At 47.5% G+C, this 22248-nt stretch carries 28 protein-coding genes; 19 read left to right on the forward strand and 9 right to left on the reverse strand.

Annotation, left to right across the window (positions count from 1 at the left end; translation table 11 throughout):
- Window positions 1-54 precede the first annotated feature (54 nt).
- From N186_RS08775 to N186_RS08790, 4 genes are all read left to right on the forward strand, one after another.
- Window positions 55-315, forward strand: a complete 261-nt coding sequence (locus N186_RS08775; RefSeq protein ID WP_020963461.1) for a HEPN domain-containing protein — start codon at window positions 55-57, stop codon at window positions 313-315.
- 90 nt (window positions 316-405) lie between these two features.
- On the forward strand, window positions 406-726 hold the full coding sequence (locus N186_RS08780; RefSeq protein WP_052885581.1) for a nucleotidyltransferase domain-containing protein: 321 nt from the start codon (window positions 406-408) through the stop codon (window positions 724-726).
- A gap of 204 nt (window positions 727-930) precedes the next feature.
- Complete coding sequence (locus N186_RS08785; RefSeq protein ID WP_020963463.1) at window positions 931-1185, forward strand: AbrB/MazE/SpoVT family DNA-binding domain-containing protein; 255 nt, start codon at window positions 931-933, stop codon at window positions 1183-1185.
- Entirely contained in the window at window positions 1157-1558 is a 402-nt protein-coding gene (locus N186_RS08790) for a type II toxin-antitoxin system VapC family toxin (RefSeq protein ID WP_052885582.1), read from the forward strand. The genes N186_RS08785 and N186_RS08790 overlap by 29 nt, the downstream gene beginning before the upstream one ends.
- A gap of 70 nt (window positions 1559-1628) precedes the next feature.
- Here N186_RS08790 and N186_RS08795 read toward each other — a convergent pair whose 3' ends face one another.
- The gene (locus tag N186_RS08795; protein WP_187147021.1) at window positions 1629-2405 is read right to left on the reverse strand and encodes an alpha/beta hydrolase; all 777 of its coding nucleotides are present in this window, start codon (window positions 2403-2405) and stop codon (window positions 1629-1631) included.
- A gap of 127 nt (window positions 2406-2532) precedes the next feature.
- On the opposite strand from N186_RS08795, the gene N186_RS08800 reads away from it, so the two are divergent.
- The 5 genes from N186_RS08800 (at window position 2533) to N186_RS08815 (ending at window position 5149) form a co-directional block, all read left to right on the forward strand.
- Window positions 2533-2811: a hypothetical protein gene (locus N186_RS08800; RefSeq protein WP_020963466.1), complete on the forward strand. Its 279-nt coding sequence runs from the start codon at window positions 2533-2535 to the stop codon at window positions 2809-2811.
- Window positions 2778-3329, forward strand: a complete 552-nt coding sequence (locus N186_RS08805; protein WP_020963467.1) for a nucleotidyltransferase family protein — start codon at window positions 2778-2780, stop codon at window positions 3327-3329. Before N186_RS08800 ends, N186_RS08805 begins: the two co-directional genes overlap by 34 nt.
- A gap of 313 nt (window positions 3330-3642) precedes the next feature.
- Window positions 3643-4548: an SDR family oxidoreductase gene (locus N186_RS08810; protein ID WP_020963469.1), complete on the forward strand. Its 906-nt coding sequence runs from the start codon at window positions 3643-3645 to the stop codon at window positions 4546-4548.
- Window positions 4549-4666: 118 nt separating this feature from the next.
- Complete coding sequence (locus tag N186_RS09935; RefSeq protein WP_420804550.1) at window positions 4667-4879, forward strand: hypothetical protein; 213 nt, start codon at window positions 4667-4669, stop codon at window positions 4877-4879.
- 45 nt (window positions 4880-4924) lie between these two features.
- Window positions 4925-5149 carry a hypothetical protein gene (locus N186_RS08815; RefSeq protein WP_020963470.1) on the forward strand — a complete coding sequence of 75 codons (225 nt, stop codon included), beginning with the start codon at window positions 4925-4927 and terminating at the stop codon, window positions 5147-5149.
- A gap of 1 nt (window position 5150) precedes the next feature.
- Here the strand turns inward: N186_RS08815 and N186_RS08820 are convergent, their stop codons facing one another.
- Complete coding sequence (locus N186_RS08820) at window positions 5151-5381, reverse strand: AbrB/MazE/SpoVT family DNA-binding domain-containing protein (RefSeq protein ID WP_020963471.1); 231 nt, start codon at window positions 5379-5381, stop codon at window positions 5151-5153.
- A gap of 111 nt (window positions 5382-5492) precedes the next feature.
- Here N186_RS08820 and N186_RS08825 point away from each other — a divergent pair, with 111 nt between their 5' ends.
- Entirely contained in the window at window positions 5493-5708 is a 216-nt protein-coding gene (locus N186_RS08825) for a hypothetical protein (protein WP_020963472.1), read from the forward strand.
- A 201-nt stretch (window positions 5709-5909) separates the two neighbouring features.
- Here the strand turns inward: N186_RS08825 and N186_RS09785 are convergent, their stop codons facing one another.
- Together N186_RS09785 and N186_RS08830 are read right to left on the reverse strand one after the other, a co-directional pair.
- Window positions 5910-6068, reverse strand: a complete 159-nt coding sequence (locus tag N186_RS09785) for a hypothetical protein (RefSeq protein WP_187147022.1) — start codon at window positions 6066-6068, stop codon at window positions 5910-5912.
- The gene (locus N186_RS08830) at window positions 6049-6315 is read right to left on the reverse strand and encodes an AbrB/MazE/SpoVT family DNA-binding domain-containing protein (RefSeq protein ID WP_020963473.1); all 267 of its coding nucleotides are present in this window, start codon (window positions 6313-6315) and stop codon (window positions 6049-6051) included. Before N186_RS08830 ends, N186_RS09785 begins: the two co-directional genes overlap by 20 nt.
- A 493-nt stretch (window positions 6316-6808) precedes the next feature.
- On the opposite strand from N186_RS08830, the gene N186_RS08835 reads away from it, so the two are divergent.
- From N186_RS08835 to N186_RS09795, 5 genes are all read left to right on the forward strand, one after another.
- Entirely contained in the window at window positions 6809-7222 is a 414-nt protein-coding gene (locus N186_RS08835; RefSeq protein ID WP_020963474.1) for a hypothetical protein, read from the forward strand.
- Window positions 7212-7349, forward strand: coding sequence for a hypothetical protein (locus tag N186_RS09790; RefSeq protein ID WP_187147023.1), 138 nt, complete (start codon window positions 7212-7214; stop codon window positions 7347-7349). Before N186_RS08835 ends, N186_RS09790 begins: the two co-directional genes overlap by 11 nt.
- Window positions 7350-7481: 132 nt before the next feature.
- Complete coding sequence (locus N186_RS08840; RefSeq protein WP_052885585.1) at window positions 7482-8084, forward strand: hypothetical protein; 603 nt, start codon at window positions 7482-7484, stop codon at window positions 8082-8084.
- 62 nt (window positions 8085-8146) lie between these two features.
- The gene (locus N186_RS08845) at window positions 8147-8728 is read left to right on the forward strand and encodes a hypothetical protein (protein WP_020963476.1); all 582 of its coding nucleotides are present in this window, start codon (window positions 8147-8149) and stop codon (window positions 8726-8728) included.
- Between the two features lie 111 nt (window positions 8729-8839).
- Window positions 8840-9016, forward strand: coding sequence for a hypothetical protein (locus N186_RS09795; protein WP_187147024.1), 177 nt, complete (start codon window positions 8840-8842; stop codon window positions 9014-9016).
- A 33-nt stretch (window positions 9017-9049) separates the two neighbouring features.
- On the opposite strand, the gene N186_RS08855 is transcribed toward N186_RS09795, so the two are convergent.
- Both N186_RS08855 and N186_RS08860 read right to left on the reverse strand, forming a co-directional pair.
- The gene (locus N186_RS08855; protein WP_020963478.1) at window positions 9050-10192 is read right to left on the reverse strand and encodes a hypothetical protein; all 1143 of its coding nucleotides are present in this window, start codon (window positions 10190-10192) and stop codon (window positions 9050-9052) included.
- Between the two features lie 67 nt (window positions 10193-10259).
- A complete protein-coding gene (locus tag N186_RS08860; RefSeq protein WP_148682193.1) occupies window positions 10260-11018 on the reverse strand; it encodes a hypothetical protein in 759 nt (252 codons plus the stop codon).
- A 521-nt stretch (window positions 11019-11539) separates the two neighbouring features.
- On the opposite strand from N186_RS08860, the gene N186_RS08865 reads away from it, so the two are divergent.
- Window positions 11540-13567, forward strand: coding sequence for an NHL repeat-containing protein (locus N186_RS08865; RefSeq protein ID WP_020963480.1), 2028 nt, complete (start codon window positions 11540-11542; stop codon window positions 13565-13567).
- 694 nt (window positions 13568-14261) lie between these two features.
- Here the strand turns inward: N186_RS08865 and N186_RS08870 are convergent.
- From N186_RS08870 to N186_RS08880, 3 genes are all read right to left on the reverse strand, one after another.
- Window positions 14262-14744 (reverse strand): HEPN domain-containing protein, encoded by a 483-nt coding sequence (locus tag N186_RS08870; RefSeq protein WP_020963481.1) that lies wholly within the window; start codon window positions 14742-14744, stop codon window positions 14262-14264.
- A gap of 40 nt (window positions 14745-14784) precedes the next feature.
- Window positions 14785-15144, reverse strand: coding sequence for an EVE domain-containing protein (locus N186_RS08875; protein WP_020963482.1), 360 nt, complete (start codon window positions 15142-15144; stop codon window positions 14785-14787).
- 89 nt (window positions 15145-15233) lie between these two features.
- A complete protein-coding gene (locus tag N186_RS08880) occupies window positions 15234-15473 on the reverse strand; it encodes a hypothetical protein (RefSeq protein ID WP_020963483.1) in 240 nt (79 codons plus the stop codon).
- A 111-nt stretch (window positions 15474-15584) separates the two neighbouring features.
- Here N186_RS08880 and N186_RS08885 point away from each other — a divergent pair, with 111 nt between their 5' ends.
- Genes N186_RS08885 through N186_RS08895 form a run of 3 tightly spaced genes read left to right on the forward strand, consistent with a single transcriptional unit; the run spans window position 15585 to window position 22247 of the window.
- Window positions 15585-18638, forward strand: a complete 3054-nt coding sequence (locus tag N186_RS08885; RefSeq protein ID WP_020963484.1) for a DUF1156 domain-containing protein — start codon at window positions 15585-15587, stop codon at window positions 18636-18638.
- Window positions 18628-21828 carry a DUF499 domain-containing protein gene (locus N186_RS08890; RefSeq protein ID WP_020963485.1) on the forward strand — a complete coding sequence of 1067 codons (3201 nt, stop codon included), beginning with the start codon at window positions 18628-18630 and terminating at the stop codon, window positions 21826-21828. The genes N186_RS08885 and N186_RS08890 overlap by 11 nt, the downstream gene beginning before the upstream one ends.
- Complete coding sequence (locus tag N186_RS08895; RefSeq protein WP_020963486.1) at window positions 21825-22247, forward strand: hypothetical protein; 423 nt, start codon at window positions 21825-21827, stop codon at window positions 22245-22247. The genes N186_RS08890 and N186_RS08895 overlap by 4 nt, the downstream gene beginning before the upstream one ends.
- Window position 22248: the final 1 nt, after the last annotated feature.

The raw sequence follows: 22248 nt of genomic DNA on the forward strand, positions 1-22248 counted from the left end.
TCTAGAATACAAAGGATTTATTAACATAGCAAAGGATTATCTTTTCAAGGACAGATGGTCGCGCTGAGCATTAGGTTCTACAACGAGATGGTGGAGAGAGCAAAACACTTCTACCGGATTAGCGACAACGACGCGTCTACAGGACGATACGACATCGCGCTTTTCCACCTCGAGCAGGCTGTCCAGCTAGCATTAAAGGCATACCTTCTAAGAACAATAGGAGACTTTCCAAGGACTCACTCGATAAAAGACTTAGTTGAGCTGAGCGGAAACGAATCTTTCCGACGAGAAATGGTACATCATCGACATACTTGAAGACGCGTACACAGGGGCAAGGTACTTTTTACGTAGTTATGGCGAGAAAGAATACGTAGAGGCGAAAAGGTTCGTAGAGGGAGTCTTTCAATGTATAGGCATATCGAGTATTTGAAGAAGACAAGAAAAGACCTAGAAGAAAACCTCGAGAAATATCTCTCAGACCTCAAAAGCCTTGCAGAGAAACATGGCGGCAAAGCATACATCTTCGGCTCCTACCTTCGGGGAGAAAACATAGCCGCAAGCGATATAGACGTTCTCATCGAGATACCAGACAACCTCGACAGACTCAGCGTGCTACACGAGGCCAGAAAGCTTGCACCAAACACAAGAATAGAGATCCACGTACTAACCAAGAAAGACGCAGAAATATTCAAACAACTCATAAAGGAATACAAAGAAATAGTTTAACTTGTCTCTACGAGAAAAAAGTTATATTGCCCCCTTTTATGTAGTTACTCACAGCGATGATGATTGAACTCCCCGTATGAACTGGTGATGAGGTTTCTGGTCACTGAGAAAAGCTCAAGGTTTCATGCGATTTGCGGCTGACTTTAGCTACAATAATACTTGTTTAACGTTAAACTTATTAGGAAAAGTTTAACATATTAATTTGTGACCGAAAAATACACGGTAAAAGTTCACGGGAAAGGATTAATAGTCATACCTGCAGAGGTCAGAAAGAAGTTTGGCATAACGCCTGGCTCAAAACTTCAGCTTTACATAGAAGAGGACTCTATCCGCATTGTTGTTCCTAAGGATCTCAAAAGCCTATTTGGAGCTGATGGCGAAAAGGCACTTGAGGTTACTAGACTTATATTGGAGGAGAGGAAGAGAGAACGTGACACCGAGATTCGTGCTCGACTCTAGCGCGGTCTCACTATATTTTGCTGGAAGGAAAGAGGTTGAACGCTTCATAGAAGATGCCTACAGAGGTAGAAACCAGCTCTACATGTGTGAAATTAACGTTGCCGAATTCCTCTACAACACGGCTAAGGTTCTTGGTTGGGAAACTGCTATCATAAGGCACTCCGTCCTCCGTAATAGTCCAATTAAAATTGTAACACTGGACGAGGAACTCACACTAGAATCTGCCCGCCTAAAGCACAAATACTGGAACAAGCTTTCTCTTGCGGACGCGTATTTAGTCGCCCTAGCAAAACAACTAAGAGCAAAAATTGTAACCTCTGATACTACTCTAGCAGAAATAGAAGAGGCAGAGACAGTTCTCGTATTTCTTTAAAATCACATAAGAGTTCAAGCACCTTACAAACCTTTAACACAGGATACTTAATAGAGTGTTCAGTGTCTTCTTAAAGGTGCCTTTTTACCCATTCTAGGACTTCCTGCTCGATTCTGCGTCTAACGTTGTAGTCATCGAAGACGTGGCCGCCGTGCTCTATCTCTATGAACTTTTTCTCTACCTTCAGCTTCTCATAGAACCTCTTCGCCTGGCTAATTGGGACCACCATGTCGTCTACAGAGTGGATGATTAGAGTGGGTGCCTTGATTTCCTCGGCAAGCCCCATAACAGAGAAATTCATCGTCTCCATGGCATAGACGTCCCTCATCCTGTTGGGTCCCCAGTAAACATATCCCTCCTCAGCCCTGAAAAAGCCCCGTGCACGCTGGAAAAGCTCGGGCCAGTCCAATGCAGGGGAAAGAAGAACCAGGGCGCCTACATCTTCACGCCCAGCCGCCAGGCTAACAGCGACTCCTCCGCCCATGCTTAGCCCCACAACGCCAAACCTGGTCCCGTCCACCTCAGGAACATTCTTCAAGAATCCAGCAGCGTTGCGCGCATCCTCCACGGCAAGAGATATCCTGAACTCCTCAAACGGCAACGGGCTGTCTCCGTGGCACCTGAAGTCAAACCTTAGAGCCGCATAGCCAACGCTACAGAGAACCCGAGCCATGTCCGTATAAAGCCTACCACTCTCAGTCTTGTTGCCAGTAAACCCATGCAGAAAAAGCACCGGCCTAGAGACACCAGCGGGAAGATGGAGGACACCCGAAAGACCCACACCAGCGCTAGGCACCCAGACAAGTTGCTCTCTGCAACCACTCAAACTAGAACCTTGCCTAGACACAAATAAGGTGTATATTCACATACATATATCATTTTCCTATTGAAGAGAGCCTACATGAGCTTTGCACAAATGACACGGTACCCTAGGGACGGTAATTTTTATATACTATGGTTTCATAGTATATACTGTGAAGTTTCAAAGGGTCAATGACTACCTCTACGTGACGCTATGGGACAAACAGTACAAAAGACCAAGGAGATTCTACCTGGGAAAATCCACCAACAACAAGCTCGCAGAACTCCTCAATGCAGCCGAACAGCTACGTGTCGACCCAGAAGAGATAAGAGACTACCTTGAAAGACAAATGGACCCGGCTACCCGTCTCACGAGGACAGATCTCGTCGTACTCGCACTTGTACTGGGCGCTAAGGCATGGCAACAGAGTACAGATTCTACAGCGCGCTAAGGCTAGCGGTCAGGCTAGTCAAGAAGTGGTTTCCAGAATACGCCCTGATAGGCAGGTTCGCAAGAAACTTTTACGCCCCTCCCGAAACAACACTAGACGTAGACTTCCTGGTAAACCTAGACGACCATGAGAGACTAGCAGAGTTCCTCGAATATGCGTCCGCCCGCTTTCAAGTATCGCCTATGGATATTGGACACTGGCAGTACAAGCTCTACATAAAGAGCTTCCGATTCGACCTCGTAAAGCCCAAGGGCTACAACTACGACCCAGAGGTAGTAGCAAGGAGAAGACACGTAAAAATCGGCCAAATTGGTGAAGTAGCCATCCTCTCCCCAGAAGACCTAGCCGTGCTTTACCTAGTCTCGTCCCTCGACAGAGGGGTCAAAGACCTTGTAAAGGCAAAAGACATAGTCGCATACTCAAAGGCGAGGGGAGACTTTAACGAGGAATACTTCCTGAGAAAAAGCGAAGAAAACAAAGTAAAACACCTAGCTTTAACACTTCTAAGCAAGATGTAGGAGCCCTAGGCAATTCTTACAGCTAGTTCCTAGAAGCAGGTTTACCTTTGAAATATATAAACCACTAAACGATTTTTGGGATGATGCGGCAAAGGCTCAAGAAGAAGTTAGAATTTTCGGAGTTTGCAGGCATCTGGAAAGATACGGAAGAAGAAAAAATCAATAGGATATTTGAAACAATAAGAAAAGCTTGGCGAAAAACAAGAATGTATAAAGCAAGCTGTCCTTAGAATCATATCCCTACGGATAAAGAAAGACTCATTCCCCTTTTATAAACAACAGGAATATAATTATCAAACAAACCTTTTTTCTCATGGATAGATTTCGGGAAAAGACATGCATAGTTACAGGCGGAGCCCGCGGCATAGGAGCCGCCATAGCCACTAGGCTTGGCACCGAGGGGTGCACCGTTGCAATATTCGACATAGACGAGCAAGCAGGAAAATACAGGCAACGCGAACTCGAGAAAAACGACATAAAGGCAGTCTTCTACAAGGTAGACGTAGCAAGCGAAGAAATGGTTAGACAAGCAGTTGAAGACTTCTATGCCAAGCACGGGAGAATAGATATACTCGTAAACAACGCCGGCATAGGGTTCTCCGGCAAAAGCATCGAGGAGCAGACCCTAGAAGAATGGAGAAGAATCATAGACACAAACCTGACAGGCACATGGCTCTGCACAAAACACGTCGTCACATATATGAAGAAGACCGGCGGAGTCATAATAAACATCGCGTCGACAAGGGCCTTCCAATCGGAGCCAAACACAGAGCCCTACTCAGCGTCAAAGGGAGGAATAATAGCGCTTAGCCACGCACTAGCAGTCTCCCTAGCAAAGTACCACATAAGAGTCATATCGATATCCCCCGGATGGGTAGACACGAGCCACTGGCAAGTACCACCCAGACAGCCACAGCTAACACCCCTAGACCACGAGTGGCACCCCGCCGGACGCGTAGGAAAGCCAGAAGACATAGCCGCCCTAGTAGCATTCCTGGCATCAGACGACGCACAGTGGATGACAGGGACAAACATCACAATAGACGGAGGAGTAACAACAAAAATGTTCTACCCAGACCTCGACCAGATCCAAAAACTCCTAGCAAAACTCCTACAAGACGAGGAAACAGCCCAGACACTCATAAAGCTAGCAGAAAAGCTCCACACAAACAAAGATATCCTAAGAGAAATCAGAAACAAGTACCTCTCAACATCGTAACACGTGGCTCCACTAACCTTAATCCTGTCTGCGCCGCCTTGACACAAAAATTTAAGCATACCTGTGCCGTTTTATAAGTAGGGACATTGGGATACAGAGCAGTGGAGAAAACAACATTATAGAAGAGCTCAAAAAGAGGGAAGAAGCTAGACAAATCAGGAGAAAACAAGCAGACTGGAACTATATCAACAACCAGCCAACCAAGCTAAAGCTAGCACTCGTCCACTACATCGAGACAGGCGACCTCTACGTCTCTGCAAAGATTGCCGGCATAACAGTGGAAGAATTCAACGAGCAACGCATAAAAGCGAGGATCCCACATGTCAACTAAAGCGCGCGCTAGGTTCCCGGCAAAAGACCTCGAAAGGCTGGGCCTATGAGCGACATATTACGTGAGCTCGAAGAGCGGGAAAAAGAAGTAGTCGAAATGAGGAGACAAAACGCAGACTGGAACTACATAAACAGGCTCCCGCCCAGAGTAAAGGCGGCAGTAATCCTATTCATAGAAAAGGGCGACCTAAGACTAAGCCAAAAACTCTCAGGCCTAGACCTAGAAGACTTCATCGAAACCCTAAGAAAAGCAAGAGTCTGGATAACCTAGCCTAAAAATCGCCCCCAACAAGCCTAGGCCGCGTCTCTCCCTTACCGTCGCTTTTTAATCGTGAATCCATGAAAACAGTCTCATCAGAAAAGTCCTCCAGCCTAATAGGCTCAATAATGATCCTCTCCCCCTCGATCCTCACACGGACAAGCCTGTACCTCGCATACTTCTCTCTCCACTCCTTGGGCAACAGTAGCCTACCCTTCCTATCCAAAACCCTAATATACTCCACAAAAACCAAAGTTGTCCCTCCTCCAGTTCTATAAAAATCTTAGCTTAACCGATTCCAGGCAAGCTATAGCTAAAAATTTATGGAAAAACTCAAAGGCTAGCCATGAACATCATGGAAACAGCAAAAAAGATGCTAGCCCACGTCGTACTAAAACTCATTAACCTAAAAATCCTGAGGCAAAGATGCCTCCGCTCAAAGACAATCCAGAGACTCGTACTAGAAGCATTGGCAACAAAAAGCAGACTAACCGAGAAAGAGGCTCTAGAACTAGGAGAAAAAATAAAGGAAGGAATGTTGCAGGAGCTAAGAGAAAAAGGGCTCATCTAACCCTCAATCCCGATGGTAGCCTCGCTAAAACATTCAATAATAACATTGTTATTATTAAGCATAATATAGTTATTTTTGGATTTCTCTGTTCAAAATAACAAGAATAACAAAGTTATTACAAATAATAACAAAGTTATGCAGACTTTACCAATACAAATCTTGTCACCAAATTCCTCCTCCACACCTACGCCAGCCGGCTAACTAGACCTCGGCCGCTACGCTTTGCTTAACAACTCTGAGCGGTTTTAGACATTCTTCGGCATAGCTAAGTCCCTTGTAAAGGGAGATGAAAAAGATTTGAGAATAGCGCGTGCCGAAGGCTGGGAGGAGGAAAGACGTGTCAAGTAACACCATGAGCATCGCGGACACCCAGTAACTCTTCCTGAGCCTCCACGCTAGTTTTCTCGAACTCCTCAGGCGCCAGGCGCAACCTCTTAGGACTCCTCCTAGCCTCCTCGAAGAAATCAAGAGGCCTACGCAACACTATGCTCTCACCCTCCACTGTCAGAACCAGCTTCTCCCCTTCCTTGAGCTTCAGCTCCTCCACTACTCTTCTGGGGAGGTATACCGCGTAGTTCCTACCCACCCTCACAACAATCCGGGCCACCAGCCACAACCAGGTATAACCTGGAAAAAACTGGATAAAAGCATTCCCCTCCAAACCAGATACGAGCTAGCCTCTCACGCCCATGCTTTCTCAAAGACATTTGTCCATTTTTTATGTCTCAAATATATGTGTCTTAGAGAAAACATCCCACTCCCAAAGCATCCCTGTAGCCGAACTGCTCTTTTATAACCCTCCCAAGGTACACTTTAAGGTATCGCGAAGGCTCTTTTATAGTGAAGCATTTCTTCTGGCAGGAATATTCCCATAAAGCTACTATTCCTTAAGAGAAGGGAGACCTAGCATTACAAGAGAGCTGGCCCCCCATCACGAGAAGATCCCTTGTGACTATTACATAGTTGAAAGCAACAGATTCTTTAAAAAGACCGAAGCATACAATTCAAAAAATTTATAGGCAACGAGCGCTAAAGATAAATGGTTCTAATGCTATCAACCAATATCCAAGACACAGCCCGCATCGAGGTGACTACACAGAATGCTTAAGCCGGAAACCGTCGGGGCCGTAATTGCCCTGTACACAGAAGACAGGGACGACTTCGACGCCGAAACCATAAGAGGCATCATAGAGAACGCATACAAATTGATGGACGAAAAGAAACATGTATCCGTAAAATTAGACTCAATAAAAAGGATCCTAGAGGTGTTCATCTCTCAAGGCTACATCCAGAAAAGCGGAGACAAATACCTCGTAACCACCCAAGGCAGACAAGCCTTCAAGGACATGTGGAAAAGCCTAGACCCCCTCACAGAGGCATACTTCGCCGGCGCATACGCATATTACGAGGCGAAAAAAGAAGAGGCAGAAAACCAACAGCACAACACTCGGCCCAGCCACAGAAAAAAAAGACAACACCAAAAACGTGATGATCGACCCCACGTTGAGCTATGACAACGTATTGCCGGCACTGCTTAGGGATGTTACTTCGCCAAACCAGTTTGGACGCGTGAAGATACACCCGATACTCTTGGTAAGTAAAGACATGCGGTACGCCTTAATGCTGATCGTCGCGCGCTAATCTCTGGAATAAATACCCGTATTGACGGTTGTACTGTATGAAGGGCTTCTTTTTCCAGATGAATAGGACACAAGCTGGATTTTTATGCAGGCCCCGCACACCTATTGTTGCCCAGAGAGAGGGTCACAAAACATGAGAGTAGTCTTTAAATCTGGCATAAAGGACCTGTTCGACCTCATACAGGGAGAATTCAAGCTCGCCCTCAAGGAAGACAACACCCAGAAAGCCAAGATCGAGTACGACGAAGAAAAACTCATCTTTCTCACAGGCACCGGCAACAAGTGGTTCACCAAAACAGACGAGAAGGGCGACGTCTACCTCGGCTACGAGGGCACACGCAAAGACTTCATAGAACTACGCCCCTTCCAAAACCTATACTGGCTCTCATCATCAGAAGACAAAGCTACACTAGGCTACGTCGACGACTGGACCTTCATCGAATATGTCGACCCAATTCTTGGAAACGTCTATCTTATCGAAAGAATCCCAAAAAGGATAAGAGACTTCACCCTCAAACTCGTAGAATACAAGACATCCCTCCCACCAGAGTGGGACGTCCAATGGTACGAACTCATCGAGATAACAAGCACCAAGACCATCAAGGCAGTCCAACCACAAAAAATAACAGAACTACTCCAGTCCCAAGACGGCTACATCGCATTCATAAAAAGCCAAAACTCCACACCACGAGTCATGGCCCCATGCAAAGACCAATGCGAAGACATAAAAGACTGATAAGCGCTGTGCAAAAGTTTTATACAGAAAAATTTTAGTAACTTTTAAGTTAATTTAAAAACGTGTCCGAAGATTTCATGAAAGATATAAAATACATCATGGTAACATACTATCCAAATCACTGGAATAACTTACCAAACAACGAAACATCTTACACTAGGAGGCTTCTAAAAGGTGTGCAACCCAATGAGCTTATAGAATATGCGAAAACCCTCTTCATTAAGCTTTCTGATGAGCACGCAACAGCTGAAAAAGCGTGGATAGGTCTAGTATATGGTTATGATACAAAGAGGGAGAAAAACAAGATTTATTTTAAAGTCAAAATTGAGAGAGAAATTCCTCTGCATCAACTTCCACCGGAAATTCAAGCACTACGAAAATCTGGATGGTATCTTAAAGAAAAAGTATTACCCATTGAAACATCTCACGCTAGTTCTCTCGTTCCACCATTCTTTTCCGAGCTACTAGCAACTAATAACTGGGAGGAGTTTGAAGACGGGGTATCCTATCTGTTGAAATTGATAGGAATCAATGAGATATTTAGGTATGATAAAACGGAACAAAAAGGTCGCCCAGACGGATTTTTCATAGTCAACAATCTCGCCGTTATATATGACGCAACACTTGACACAAAATTTGAATAAACTAAAAATCAACAGATCGAGAATTACGTCAATATGCTAAGAAAGGATTATATAGACTATCAAAGAGATAATCTAAATCTCACGAAAAATATCTCTAGATGTACAAAACAAGTGTGGATAATTACAAGGGGGACATCAAGAATCAAATGGCTTTTTGACGATATAAAAGTTAAAAAAGTCTCCGTGAGCGACCTCATCAAAAACTACAAGTGGAGACTCCAACAAGATCCCCTAAGAGAAGAAGATCTAGTAAAAGAACTCGTATTCTTAGGCGAAAATACTCCTTAACTAGCCCTAGGAAATGGTTAGAGTTGCCGTAGTCTAGACCAATGAAAATGCCCTAGAGCCAAGAAGCTCGAGATACTCCATCATTGCTTTGTCCAGCCTCTCCCAATCCATCACCATGAAAGGTGGGCTCTCTGGTTCACCGTACTCGTTGAAGCCGGAGATACTACCAGTAGACGAGCTAATTTCTTGTATAAGGTCTCGTAGACGCTCGAGAACTTCATCGTATGAGAGGCCGAGCTCTTTGTTCTCGTCTAGAATAACCTCTAAGGCCTTTAGGATTTCGCCCTTTGTGTAATGCTTTGAGCCTAGATAAAGCAAAAAGAGGGAGACAAATTCTGTTACGAACTCTTTAAGCTTTTCTTGGCCGATCCCAACATTGGATTCCTTGACTACATCCATAAATTCGCTTGTAACATACCACTTCTCCCAGTCTGTATATACGTTTCTTTTGCTATAAGATGGAATAAGAAGTACTAGGCGTCTCTCATATAGTGGCGAAAAGAACTCGTTGACAACATTTGTAACAGTCTGTGTCTGCGCGGTAGCCTGAAATGCTACCCTAACCATGTCTAGAGGTTGCATCCCATATATGTCCTTAACCTTACCCCACAGCTCCTCCGCGGTATGATACGTCCTTCTCTTCTGGGGCGGCTCAGGAGCCTTACCAATTTTAGCATCAATGATCGAAGTTGTTTCAAATCCTAGAACCCGGTCAATGCTCTCTATAGGCTTACTATTAAAATAAATTCTTCCAAGACTCTCATCATAAATAGCCCCATAGTAAAGTATCGGCGCCAATCTTTTGTATCTCTGCAAGTGATCTTTAACAAAGTCGAGGCTTTTTTCGAGTTTACTCATATAAGCTTCCTGGGCAACTGCTACACCTTTCTCTGTTAAGGCTAAGAAATACCAATTGGCTTCAGGCATATAAACGGTAAAAGCACTACTTGTATCAACGAAGCCGCTCTGTAACAAGATCTTCTCAATTATATCGCTGTAAGGCCAATACTTCGTTCTAATCGGAGAATAGTAAATGCCACCAGATCCCTTTGGTATAATCTTATAGGGTATTCGGACTCCTATATACAAATCTGATAAAGCCTGCAAGACCTCTTGTATGACTTCTTCAGAAAAACCCATCGACTCAAGCTCGGAAACAAAGTTCTCTAAACTCATCGCAAAATTATACAAGAATAGCAATATTAATTTTTCCTCTCGAAGCCGTGCTAAAAATGCTTCTCGTTCATTGGCCAAGAACCTCCATTATTTTAGTGAAAAACTCTTCGCTGTTATTAGCAGTTATCCGGATTTTCCCATCTATGCTTACAAGTTCTACTTTTTCGCCCCTCTCGAGAAGACTCAATGCTTTCCTTGCCGCAGAGGCTGGAGGTAAGAGTTTCCCGTTCACATAAAAGAGGCACTTTATCCCATACCTTCTACAGACCTCCGAGAGTAGCCCTGCAATTGTTCCCGAACCAATCTCCGGAGTCTGCTTAGACTTGTTTTCTTCCACAATGTAGTCTACACAGCGCTCCAGCACAGCGCCATGCTCGTCTAATAAGCGCCGCATATAGCCCACAAGCACCTTTATCTCCTCTAGACCCTCGCCAAAGAAATACCTATAGCTCTGAGTCCTAAGCTTCGCATCGATCCACTCGACACAGTTCTCAAGAGCCTTCCTCGCCTTCCCCTCGAAAACCAACGTCCCCAGGCTCTTCATCCTCCGGTCCACGCAGTCAAGCAAGAAGTGCAGAGCTGCGGCCCTCAAATAATCCTCGCCGAGTCTCCCCCCAGCGCCAAGGCACTCAAATAGCCTCCTAACTCCAAGCTCCAGAGCAACCTCCAAGTTAAGCTCCTCGCTCAGCTTCTCAGTATAAATCTCCAAGCCGATGTCATGCTTGCCACACTTGCCAGTATCGATCAAAACATCTACGTATCTCACAACATCTATGGGCAGGCCAATCATGCTCCCGCATTTCTGATGAACCTTATGGGAAGGCATCAATACGTACCCCTTAAAGGAGATGGTATTAATAGTTTTCAAGTTTCAACGTATCACTAATAGATTAAGTTTACTGTGTTGCCTATGAAAAAAGAATGCATCATAAATCCAGTAATATATTTTTCAAAGCAATAAATAAAAAGGACTAGGGAGAGAGAAAACATGTTTCGCTTATTTAAAAACGAGCGCGTGCCAACAGAATTACAACGAAGCGTTGGAAAACTTCACATGCCTAGAGAGCAACTACAAGCAACTGAAACCAATGACAATCAACTGAGGGGTAACTACGAGGAGCTCCAAACCAATTACTCTGACCTGCAGAGCTCCTACTAGTGGCTTGAGAGCAAGCTTACCGCGTGGCGAGCAACGGGTTTAATAGCGATCATGATCATCGCGGCAATAATAGCCGGGGAGGGTTTGATGAGAACATTAGCAGCCAAGAAAAAAGCGGGATCGCAAAGGGGGTGAACGTTGAATAGACGGCTAAACGTTAATATACCGAAGAAGTCTTTATTTAGCATGTGAAGCTACATTGGCTAGTTGCACTGGCGACGATCGTTCTCGCTTCCAGCTTTTTGGTTCAAGCCCAGCCGGTTGTTTGGAGGGTTTTTAGTGATCCTTCGCCCAGCATTGATAAGGCTTTGTGCACTTGTCTTTCCGGTGACAACGTCTATGTAATTGGTGTTGAAAACGGTTCGACTGGTAGGATTGAAGTTAGAGACAAAAATACTGGAAATCTAATTAAAGTTTGGAGGGGTAAAGGAGAGTTTTACACTTGCACCGTTACTGGTGGTACGCTTTACGTTGGCGGAGGCAACGTGCTAGCAACTTTCAGCCTTGAATTGTACGAGAAAGGGCGGGTTAAGCTGGACTACGCTGTCATGCAGGTGGCGACGGACGGCGAGTACCTCTACATAGCTGGGTGGAAGCGTTTACGGGGAAACGATACCGCTTGGGTTATCGAGAAGAGGGATCCCGCCCTGAAGCTAGTGAAAAGGTACCTCTACAACCCCTCAATCGGGGACGAGTGGGCTTGGGGTGTGGGTGTGAACCCTGCTACGGGGGAGCTTTGGGTTGTCGGGGAGCTCTATAATGCGTCGTCGAAACGGCTTGCAACTCGTGAGGGGCGCGCGCTGATCCTAAACCGCGAGCTTGAGCTCCAAAGGGAGCTAAAAATAGGTGGTGAGGCAGCGTTAGCCGTAGCGTTCGACGAAAATGGTTCAGCGTACATTCTAACTGCCGGTGACATATTGAAACTGAGCAAAGCTGGAGAGGTGCAGGTAGCCAGCAGCGAAGGACTTCGCCCAGGCTGGCTTCTGCAACCTGAGCGCTTTTTCAACTATATCCTCTTCAGGAATCTCGCAGAGGTTTCTTACTCTTTCTTCAATGATGATGACCTATACAATTTTACTAACCGTGCAGATTTCCCCCTTGGATGCGGGATAACGCTTCAAGGGTACTTTTACCTCTTCAGCGGGGAGCTCGTTGATAACCGTTCTAACCATGCATTATATGTTTATGATGAAAATCTTAAAAACATATTCAGTTTCACGTTGGGAGGGGAAGCCGAAAGAGATTACGAGTTCCCTACCGGCCTAGCGGTGACCGACGGTCTCAACTTGTACGTTGCCGGCAGCGATTGCGCTAAGCAAGGGAGAGAGGGGGCCAAGTACGATTGCCGGTGGGTGGTTTACGCGTTGCGCCCAGCTTTCCCTGTAAACGTGACGTCAAACGCGCCTACGCAGCTGGCTGGAGCTGGATGGTACTCGCCTAGGGAGACTGTTAGGATTACCGCACCTCTAACGGTCGAAGAGCTTCCCGGTGTTCGCTACGTGTTTAGAATGTGGAAGGTCGAAAAGCCTACTGGGAGCGCATCACAGGCGAACCCCTCGCTCGAGCTTATCGTCGATGCGCCAGTCAACTTAACAGCTGTGTACACGAGGCAGTATATGGTCGAGGTTGTATCGCCTAACATGCTCTTGCGCAACCTGGTGCGCGGGGAGGGCTGGTACGATGAAAGCACAATGGCTACGCTGAGCATCAGGAATGCCGAAGTGTACTTCTCCGGTAACGTGACGCAAGGATACTGCACCTGGGGCTGCAGCAGAGCTTCGTTCGAAGGTTGGTACAAGGACGGCAAACTGTTTTCGAACAACCCATCAATCGTCATTCTACCCGTGAACGAGTCGGTGAAGCTGGAGGCGAGGTGGAGGATTCAGCACTACGTTGGGGTGATTACAGACCGCGGCTCAGCGGAGGGGGAAGGTTGGTACGACGATGGGAGCTACGCTACGGTGAAGCTTACCGCGACTGACGTTGATGCAGGGCTCGTGACGTACCGCTTCGAAAGGTGGGAGGGCTTAGAGGCAGGAGACGTGGTTGTGGAGCGCGGCACCGTGAGGGTGCTTGTAAACCGGCCTAGGAGCCTGGTTGCCGTTTGGAGGGAGGACTACACGCGCGCCTACCTGTTGCTCGGGCTACTGTTAGCCGTTGTAGCAGTAGCCGTATTTGCAGTGAAAGCTAGAAAGCGCGCTCCAAGTGCTCGATAACTTACCTCGTTAAGCTGAGTTGGGAGTTGAGCGTAGTGCGCTTTCGCAGTTTCACTCTGGCCCCCTCCCGCCGGCTTAGTCGAAAAATTCAGCCGCAGAAGCGCGGAGCTGGGGGTAGGAAGTCAAGTTCTTCATCCTAGACATTTATAGCAAGACGCTACGTGTGCTTGACGACGTAGCGAGCGAGCTGAGAATCTCCTCGCTAGTAAAAGGGATTACGGGGTGGTAGGCGGGGAACCTATTACGCGAGCTGAATGCAGGTGAAAGTGCGACCTTCGCTAAAAGAAGTGGGAAAGGTGTTGGGGGGTGGAGCGGGATTACTAGCAGCTGAAGTGTTATTACTCAGGTCTCGAGCTTGACTAGACGTTGTTGAAGAACGAATATATACTCCCAATGGGCGCGTAGATTGCTTAGCATCTCCTAAAAATTAATTCTTTCTCGTACACGTTGCTGAGGCGGAGCTCTACATTCTTCCTGAGAAGCCACAGGTTGCTAGCGTAGTGATGATAGCGTACTATATTCTCTGAAGAAATCGAAGAGCACTCAGAAAGGAGCCTGCTAGATTAGGGAAAACAGATTCTAAGAAACTTTTGGGCGTGCGCCAAGCTAACGAGCACGCCGAGAACCAGTTCGCCACAATAACTGACATCTAGCATCATGTCATAATCTTCAGATAGCGCGCTAACAGCAAAGCTTAGGCTATCGTTGCGCCTTTCTCTAGTCTGTTAATCAAATCATAGATTCTCCAATAGGAGTTCCTCACCTGTTCAACAATAGTAGCTGCTAGCTTCTCAGCGAATGTGAATTCGAATACTTCCTTAGAACCCGCTAACCCATTCACGCCATACTCCAGATACTCTCTGATCGAAGTTAAGAGCCGCAAGAGCACAGCGGATCTAGCTAACTCCACTCTTATCGACTTAACTTCGTATTCCTTCAAGTCCTGCGGGCATTGCTTCAGCTTCTCATAAGCTTCGGGGATTTTATCACTGACATCGTGTGGTATCCTCCCCTCCCTAGTCTTATAGCTTATGCCCAGCTTGTCGAGAAGAGCCTTAATCGAGAGCTCCATGCACATTTGGGCTTCGAGCATTGCACCGGAGTAATCATGCTCTTTGAGATGGTTCTCTGCTGCGTAAAGCCTCGCTCGGGCATCCTCTATTCTGCCAACAGCCATAAGCGGTCATCCTAGAGTTTGCAAATTTGCTCCAATAAACCTAGCGCGCTATCTCTCTAAATGTTTCTGGGTCCAGCTTGTTTATTGCGAAGCCTACCAGCATCTTGGCTGGCTTCTTTTTTGGCTCCCCAAAGACCTTTTCGACCCTTATTTTGAGCCTTAGGGGCCAGATGGGCTCGCCTCTCTCCTTTTCCTTGGGCCAGAGAGGCTCCCTGCTCTCGAACTTGCCCTCCACGGTCCCATAGCCAAGGACGCCTGTCTTGACGGCGTAGAAGACGACCTTGTCGCCCGGCTGTACCTTGCCCCAGAGCGGCCTAGCCCTCTCCCTGACGCCCCAGACGCCCCTCTCGATTCCAATCATCCAGTTGTCAAGCGTACCGACAAGAGTCCAGTAATTCATACAACTTCAAAGTTTTCACGTTGGACATCTATTTATTTTTATTTTTTAGAACTTTTTCAAAACATTTTTTCTTAATAAAAAAGGAAAAATTAGCTTATTTCTTCCCGATATAAGAAGAGAATCGTCTTTTTCTTGTGTGACTTTTCAGAAAGATAAATTTCTTTAACTTCAAGAAGACACTCCTTGAGTTGTTCCAAATCAAAAATGCTCTCAATATCGTCTAAAGAAGTTCCGTCCAATTTCACTTCATCTACAGTAAATGATGAACCATTATCTATTACTACAGAATATACATCCTTCTCCCTGCGGATCCTTACCTTGAAGCCCATCAAGATTCAGATTATCTTTATGGATAGTTTTTAATGTTATTCTTACTTCTATAATTTCTACTTTAAAAAGATAATGAAAAAAGATTTATTCATATACCGCTCTATATTGTGATGTCTTCATTCCTCGAATCCCCCAAATTCCCCGTAGACATTGTAAACCAGGCCGCAGAAAAAGAGAAAAAGGGCGGAGGACGCCCAGAACACTGGGAAATGGTCTTCTGGTGGACGAGAAAACCCCTAGCAAGCGCCCGCGCAGTGCTCGCGGCGGCCGCACTCCCCCCAGACATAGATGTACACACTTTTGTCACGCAGGTCCTCAAGGCAAAAGTAAACCTTAAGGGGCAAGTCGAAAACGTCCCGCACAGGGAGAACCCGTCGCCGCCACCCGAGTGGAGGGAGCGCTTCGCCAAGATGAAAGTGCTAGACCCCTTCGCGGGCTTCGGCTCTATACCACTAGAGGCGATGAGGCTCGGCTTCGGCGAAGTAGTTGCGGTAGAACTGCTCCCGACAACTTATGTTTTCCTTAAGGCTGTACTCGAGTATCCAAAGTGGGCCGCAGAGAGAGGCCTAGGAGAACAGCTAGTCAGAGACGTTGAGAAGTGGGGAAAATGGATAACAGAACAGCTCGCCGGCGACCCAGACATCAAGGAGCTATACGACCCCGACGTTGCTGTCTACATAGGCACATGGGAAGTAAAGTGCCCCCACTGCGGCAAATACACGCCCCTCATAGGCAACTGGTGGCTAGCAAGAGTATCCAAGGGCTCATCAGAGGAGACAGAGGAGGGAGAAGAGGAGGGAGCCAAAAAGAAGATCTTTAGCAGGCTTGCATGGATGGACTGGGAAAACGGGGCAATAAAGATAGTAGACCTCAACAAGGAGCTAAAAACAAGCGAGATCGAGGCCAAGGTCAACAGCAAGCAGGGCTACGTCGAGGTCAACGGCACCAAGAGGACGGTCAGGAAGCCAAATATATACGCGAGACGCGAAACAGGTACATGCCTCCACTGCGGAAACCAGATTAGATACATCTCACTGAAAACCGGGAAACACAGCATCGAGAAGCCAAAAGGCGAAGAAACAGAGTGGTACGTCAAGCACGCGATCAGAGAGTGGAACCGGCTGCTCGAGGAGTACCTAAGCGGGAGAATCGAGCTCGAGAAGCTCATCGAAAGCCCCGCCAGGCCAACCCTCCTCGTAAAAGTGAAGGTGAGAGAGGGAGACCTCGAGTTCGAGCCTGCGACCAAGCAGGACACGGAGAAGCTGTGGAAAGCCCTAGAGAAACTAAGGAGGATGTGGGGTGACCCAGATATACCGATAGAATTATTCGCGCCTTACCAAATGGGAACTGCCGGGGCTTTCCGAATAACACTTTGGGGTTTCGATAAATGGTTCAAACTTTTCAACCCGCGCCAGCTCTTGACCCTCGTCAAGCTGGTTAAGCTGATCAGGGAGGCTGGCAAAAAGATTGAAGAGGAGAAGCTGAGAGAGGGGTGGAGTGAGGAGGACGCGTTCAAGTACGCGGAAGTGGTAACGGTATATCTATCGATAGCTCTAGCAAGGTGTGCTAGCTATAACAGCGCTGTGACAGTTGTTGACTCGGCAAACCCCTGGGGGGTGAAAATAGCACATAGCTTGGCAATGCGTGGGATAGCTATGCAATGGAATTTTGGTGAAACGAATTTATTCGCTAAAAGTTTACCATTTTTCCAGGTACAAGGCTCATGGATAAAAAACATAGATAAGATAACCAATGGTTTAACCTATATTATTTCATCAATTTCGATCAAACTTAATAAGGTATTTGTTTCCATAGATGATTCTGCAATACTAAGCAGTCTCGGGAATGAAAAATTTGATGCTATAGTTACTGACCCACCTTACAGGGACGATGTGCCTTACGTAGAGCTTAGTGACTTCTATTATGTATGGCTTAAGCGGGCTCTCAGCGACATTAGCGAGGGAAGACTTGTGCCACGATTCATGGGCGAAGCTTTTTTCAAGCGTGTTGGCGTTGCCTACAGGGAGATCAGGACTCAGTGGGAGGAATTTGCGACTAGGGAGGTTGGGCTTAACGTCGGAAGACTGAAATATTTTAAGGACAGTGAAGCTTCCGAGGATGAGGCACGTAGTTATTTTATTGATCTTTTGAGTAAGTCCTTTTTGTCGATCAGGCGTGTCCTAAAGGATGATGGCATATTGGTTACCTATTATGCTCATACGGATCCTGAGGCTTGGGAGGAGCTGATATCTGCTGGGTGGAGGGCTGGCTTCCGTGTAACTACAGCTTTTCCTGTATCAACGGAGTCTGCTCAGCGTGTGACTGCGAGGGGGAAGGCGGCTCTTGACACGTCGATTGTGGTTGTTTGGAGGCCTGGCGTTAAGGGTGAGGCTTTGTGGGACGAGGTTTATAGGGATGCTTTGGTGGCCGCTGAGGAGAGAGCTCTCGAGTTGCTTAGGGCTGGTCGTTCGGGAGTGGACTTGTTTGTTGGTACGCTGGCTGCCACGCTTTCTGCTGTGACTTCTCGTGAGAGGATTGTTGGCGTCAATGATGTTGGTGGGTTTGTTAGGGAGCGGGCTTACCCTGCGGCTGCTAGGGGGCTGGCTAGGGCTGTTTCGAGGTTTGTTGGCAGCGGGGAGGCTGGAGAGGAGGTTAGGGATGCTGGGGCGCTTTTCTATATGCTTGCCAAGGTGTTGGTGCCTTGGAGTGGTAGGGCTAGGGGGAGGGTGATGGATAGGAGCACAGTTCACATTATTGGCTTTGGGACGGGACTCGACGACAAGAAGCTGACAAGTATGAGGATTGTGGAGAAGGTTGACAGCGAGTTTCGACTTTTGGAACCTCGTGGCGAAGAGAGAGATGATCTTGTAGAGCTTCTCCGTGCTAGGGGCCTTGACCCGTCAAGGCCGGTGTTGAGGAGTGCTGTTGATGCCTTGCATTTGTTGGAGTATTATGCCGCTACTCTTGACGTCAAAAGCTTTAGGGAGCAGTACGAGAAGCTCCGCTCTGTTAATGCTGTGCTCGTAGATGAGGCTTTGAGGCTTGCGAGGGTATTTTCTGGCCGTCTTGTACCGAGCGTTGATCCGGAGAGGAGACTCTGCGAGAGGGTCTTGTCGTATGTGAGTGGTGCTGGAACGCTTGAGGGGTGGTTGGGTGGGGCTTAAGGGGTACTGTGAGGTTAGGGGAGAGCTGTTCGACGAGAGGCTTGACGAGCAGCTTGCTCCATCGCTTTCAGAGGTTTACATGGGTAGGGGCCACGAGGTTTACTCTAACCCTGTGCTGTTCTTCGAGTCTACGTATTTCTCGGACTCTATGAGGAGGGTTCTCAGAGGCATTGTGGAGGCTGTGGAGGGCAAGGGGACTAGGAGGGTTTTCCCGCTTTTCTCGCTTTATGGCGGCGGAAAGACGCACTTGTTGCTCGCGGTACTCCACGCTGTGAGGAAGCCAGAGTCGCTTTCAAGGGTTGACAGTGAGCTGGCTGTTCGCTTTGTTGAGGCTGGGGCGAAGCTTGTGGTGCTGGATGGGGATTCTGACGAGCTTTGTCCGAGCCCTGCCAGGCCGCTGGATGTGAAGCATTACGTGGTTAGGAGTGTTTGGGGCTCTATGGCTCACCAGCTTGGGAAGTATAGGTTTTTCGAGGAGGAGGATAGGGGTGGCTTTGCGCCATCTGTGGAGGCTATCAGGAAGCTCCTTGGGGACGAGCCTGTAATCATCCTTATTGACGAGATTGCGAAGTATGTTGCGAGGTTTAGGGGGAGCCAGGACGAAAAGCTTCGGGACTATGGGAAGAACGTTGTGGCTTTTGTTGAGAGCCTTGTGAAGGCTGTCGAGGGGACGAGGTCTGTCGTAGTTATTACTCTTCCGGTGGAGGTTAGGGGTGAAGAGGAGCGCTACATGGAGGCCTACGAGGAGGAGACTAAGATGCTTAGGGACGCTATTGGGAGGGTTGCATCGGCATACGATGTTCCTCTTGATGCGGGGGACGTTGTCCGTGTACTGCAGAGGAGGATCTTTAAGAAGATTGATCGTGACGCTGTCGTGGCGCTTAGAAGTAGATACCTGGAGCTTTACAGCTCTGAGGAGCAAGTTTTCGGAAAATCTGCGGTCGAGAAGGCTTCTAGGATAGATGAGCTTGCGCCTTTCCATCCAAGCTACATTGATGTTCTATACGACATTGTTACAAGGCACCCCGGGCTCCAGAGGACGAGGGACGCACTTAGGATTACTCGTGTAGTGGTAAGGGAGATCTGGAATAGTGCCGAGGATCCTGACTTTGTTATGCCTTGGCATATAAATGTTGGGCGTCTTGATGCGCTTTTGCTTGGACAGAGTTTCTCGAAGTTTAAGCCGATTGTCGACAGGGACATATATGACAACGCCCTGAAGAGGGGCCCGCTTGTTCACGCGGTTGCGCTCGCCATCTTTGTTAGGACGTATGTTTATGGCCTCGCAACGAGGCCGGAGCGGGTGTTCCCTACTAGGGAAGACGTGGCTTTCATGGTTTATGAGGAGTCTCTTGCTAAAAAGACCAACTCGAAGCCAGCCGACGTGTTGAATGCCTTGGATGTTGCTTCACGTGAATTGCTGTTTATACAGGAGAAGGACGGAAGGTACTGGTTTACCCCTATTTCTCCAATAATAGCGATTGTCCAGGACGAGGCTAGGCGTGTGAGCGAGGTTGAGGCTAGAAACCGTTTGCTCGATGCAATTAGAAGCCTGTCACAGAAGCCCCCACCGACTACTGGGAAAAAGAAGCAGGAACAGCAGAAGCTCTTTTCTCTCGTCGATGTAAGGGACAAGCCACTACCCACAGATGAGCCAAAATATTCGTTGATAATTGCCCCCCGGGTACTCTCACAGGAAGACTTGAGGAGGCTGATTTTTGAGGACGAAGGTGGCCGCTCCAGGGTCTATAGGAATACTGTGGCGGTGCTTTATCCGAGCGATGGGAGGAGGTTTAATAGGCTATTGGAGCTTGCTAGGGAGCTTATTGCCTGTGAGAATGTTGCTGAGATGCTTAATGAGATTTATCAGGATGAGGATATACGGGAGCTTCAGACTAGAAAGCTTAGACAGTACATGAGGGACAGGGAGACACAGCTCTACCAGGAAATAATTAACGCGTTTGACACTATAGGTTATCCTAGCGTGAGCGAGCGCGGCGACAATTATGCAAAGACTTCACCTGTGAGGCCAGAGGCGACTTCTCTGGCGAGGATCGCGGAGGAGGCTCTAGAGAGTCCTGATGTTGGAAAGGCATATCTGACCTCCTTAGGGTATGATGTTTTCGAGCACTTGTTGAAGGGGATTAGTGTTGATATTAGTGAAGGTAGTAGGGAGCTTACAGTGAAAGAAATTTTGGGCTACTTCTATACTCACCCCGGGTTGCCTTTTGTTCCCAGGAACCTGGTGATTCAGGCCCTAGTTGAGGGCGTGAGAAATCTCAAGATTGGTATCCAGAGGGGTGGCCAGATTTACTGGGTTCGCATTTATAGCCCTGAAAATGTACCGACGATTATTGAGGGGGCTCCGCCCAGCATGCTGGAGGACAATGATATTGTGCTTCCTTGGAGGATTGCGGCTGAGCGCTTGTTGGAACAGTTGAAGCCTGTAAGTGAGAAGAGGGATGGCAAGGTCATCAGGATTCGGTACGTGTTATTGGAAGGGGGTAGGGAGCATGACTTGAGTAGTCTTAGCACGGAGGATGCTGCGAAGCTTCTGAAGACTTATCCTCTGGTTAGGAAAGAGGAGGAGATCACTGAGGGGATCGAGGTTACGCTTCGTCCCAGCTTTGTTGAGGATAAGCCTGGCTCCATGGTTCAAGTGTTTGTGGACATAACTCCGGTGGGCAAGGTCGACGACGTAGTGAAGATTAAGGTAAGTCAAGGAGAAATCGAGCCCGGCCAGGGCAGGCCGCCGTTTACTGCTGTTTGGAGGCTTCAGCTACCGAATAAGCCGGGAACCTACGAGTTTGAGGTGTCCGTAGAGTATAGGAGACCTGTTTCTGGGAGGCTACAGGTAAAAGTGTTGGGAGAAGAGAAGGTAAAAGTTGTCGGCCTAGTTGTGATGGATTTGTTGGAAAGTGAGGATATAGTCAAGACTTTCCCAGATTTGGTTTTTGAAGATGGCTTTGCGGCTTTGAGGTCTGGCGAGCAAGAGATCACTTTGAAGACTAGGAATACTGATCCAGTCGTGTTTATAGAAATGGTCAAGGAGGCTATGAGTCTCACCGGTATTAGGAGACTTGAAGGCTTCTCTGCTAGGTTCAAGTTTAAGCAACCAAAAGAGCTTTCCGAAGTTGAAGATATTCTTTCAAGGTTTAGGAGTGTAGAGAAGATTGTGACGAGCATATGAGTAGGGAGCCTCTTAGACGTGTCTCTTACACTGAAAGGAAGTCGAAGAAGGCTGAACATGGTGGAGTAGTTCAGGTCTGTCATTTTTATCCCTATACTTATTCCAAGAAGCCAGAGGTTTCCGCGGTGTGTCCGTGGAGCGAGCTAGTCCTCTTCGCGGAGTCTCTTGGTGCGCGTTTGTCTGGCAAGAGGTCGCTGCGCGTGGGCGACGGTGTTTACAAGAGGCTTCTTGTGTATGGTGTCGTGAGGGAGAGGATTAGGGATCCTTCGAAGGCTGGAGAGCTCCGCGAGATAGTTGCTGGGCTGGACGAATACGAGCTGCATTTTTGGTTCGCGAAGTTTATTGCTGCAACTGAGAGGGGCAGGCAGGCTCTCAATAGGCCTGCTAGGGCGTTTAGGGTTTTGTACGGGCTTGATTAGT

The sequence above is a fragment of the Thermofilum adornatum genome, assembly GCF_000446015.1.
Classification (GTDB): Archaea; Thermoproteota; Thermoprotei; order Thermofilales; family Thermofilaceae; genus Thermofilum; species Thermofilum adornatum.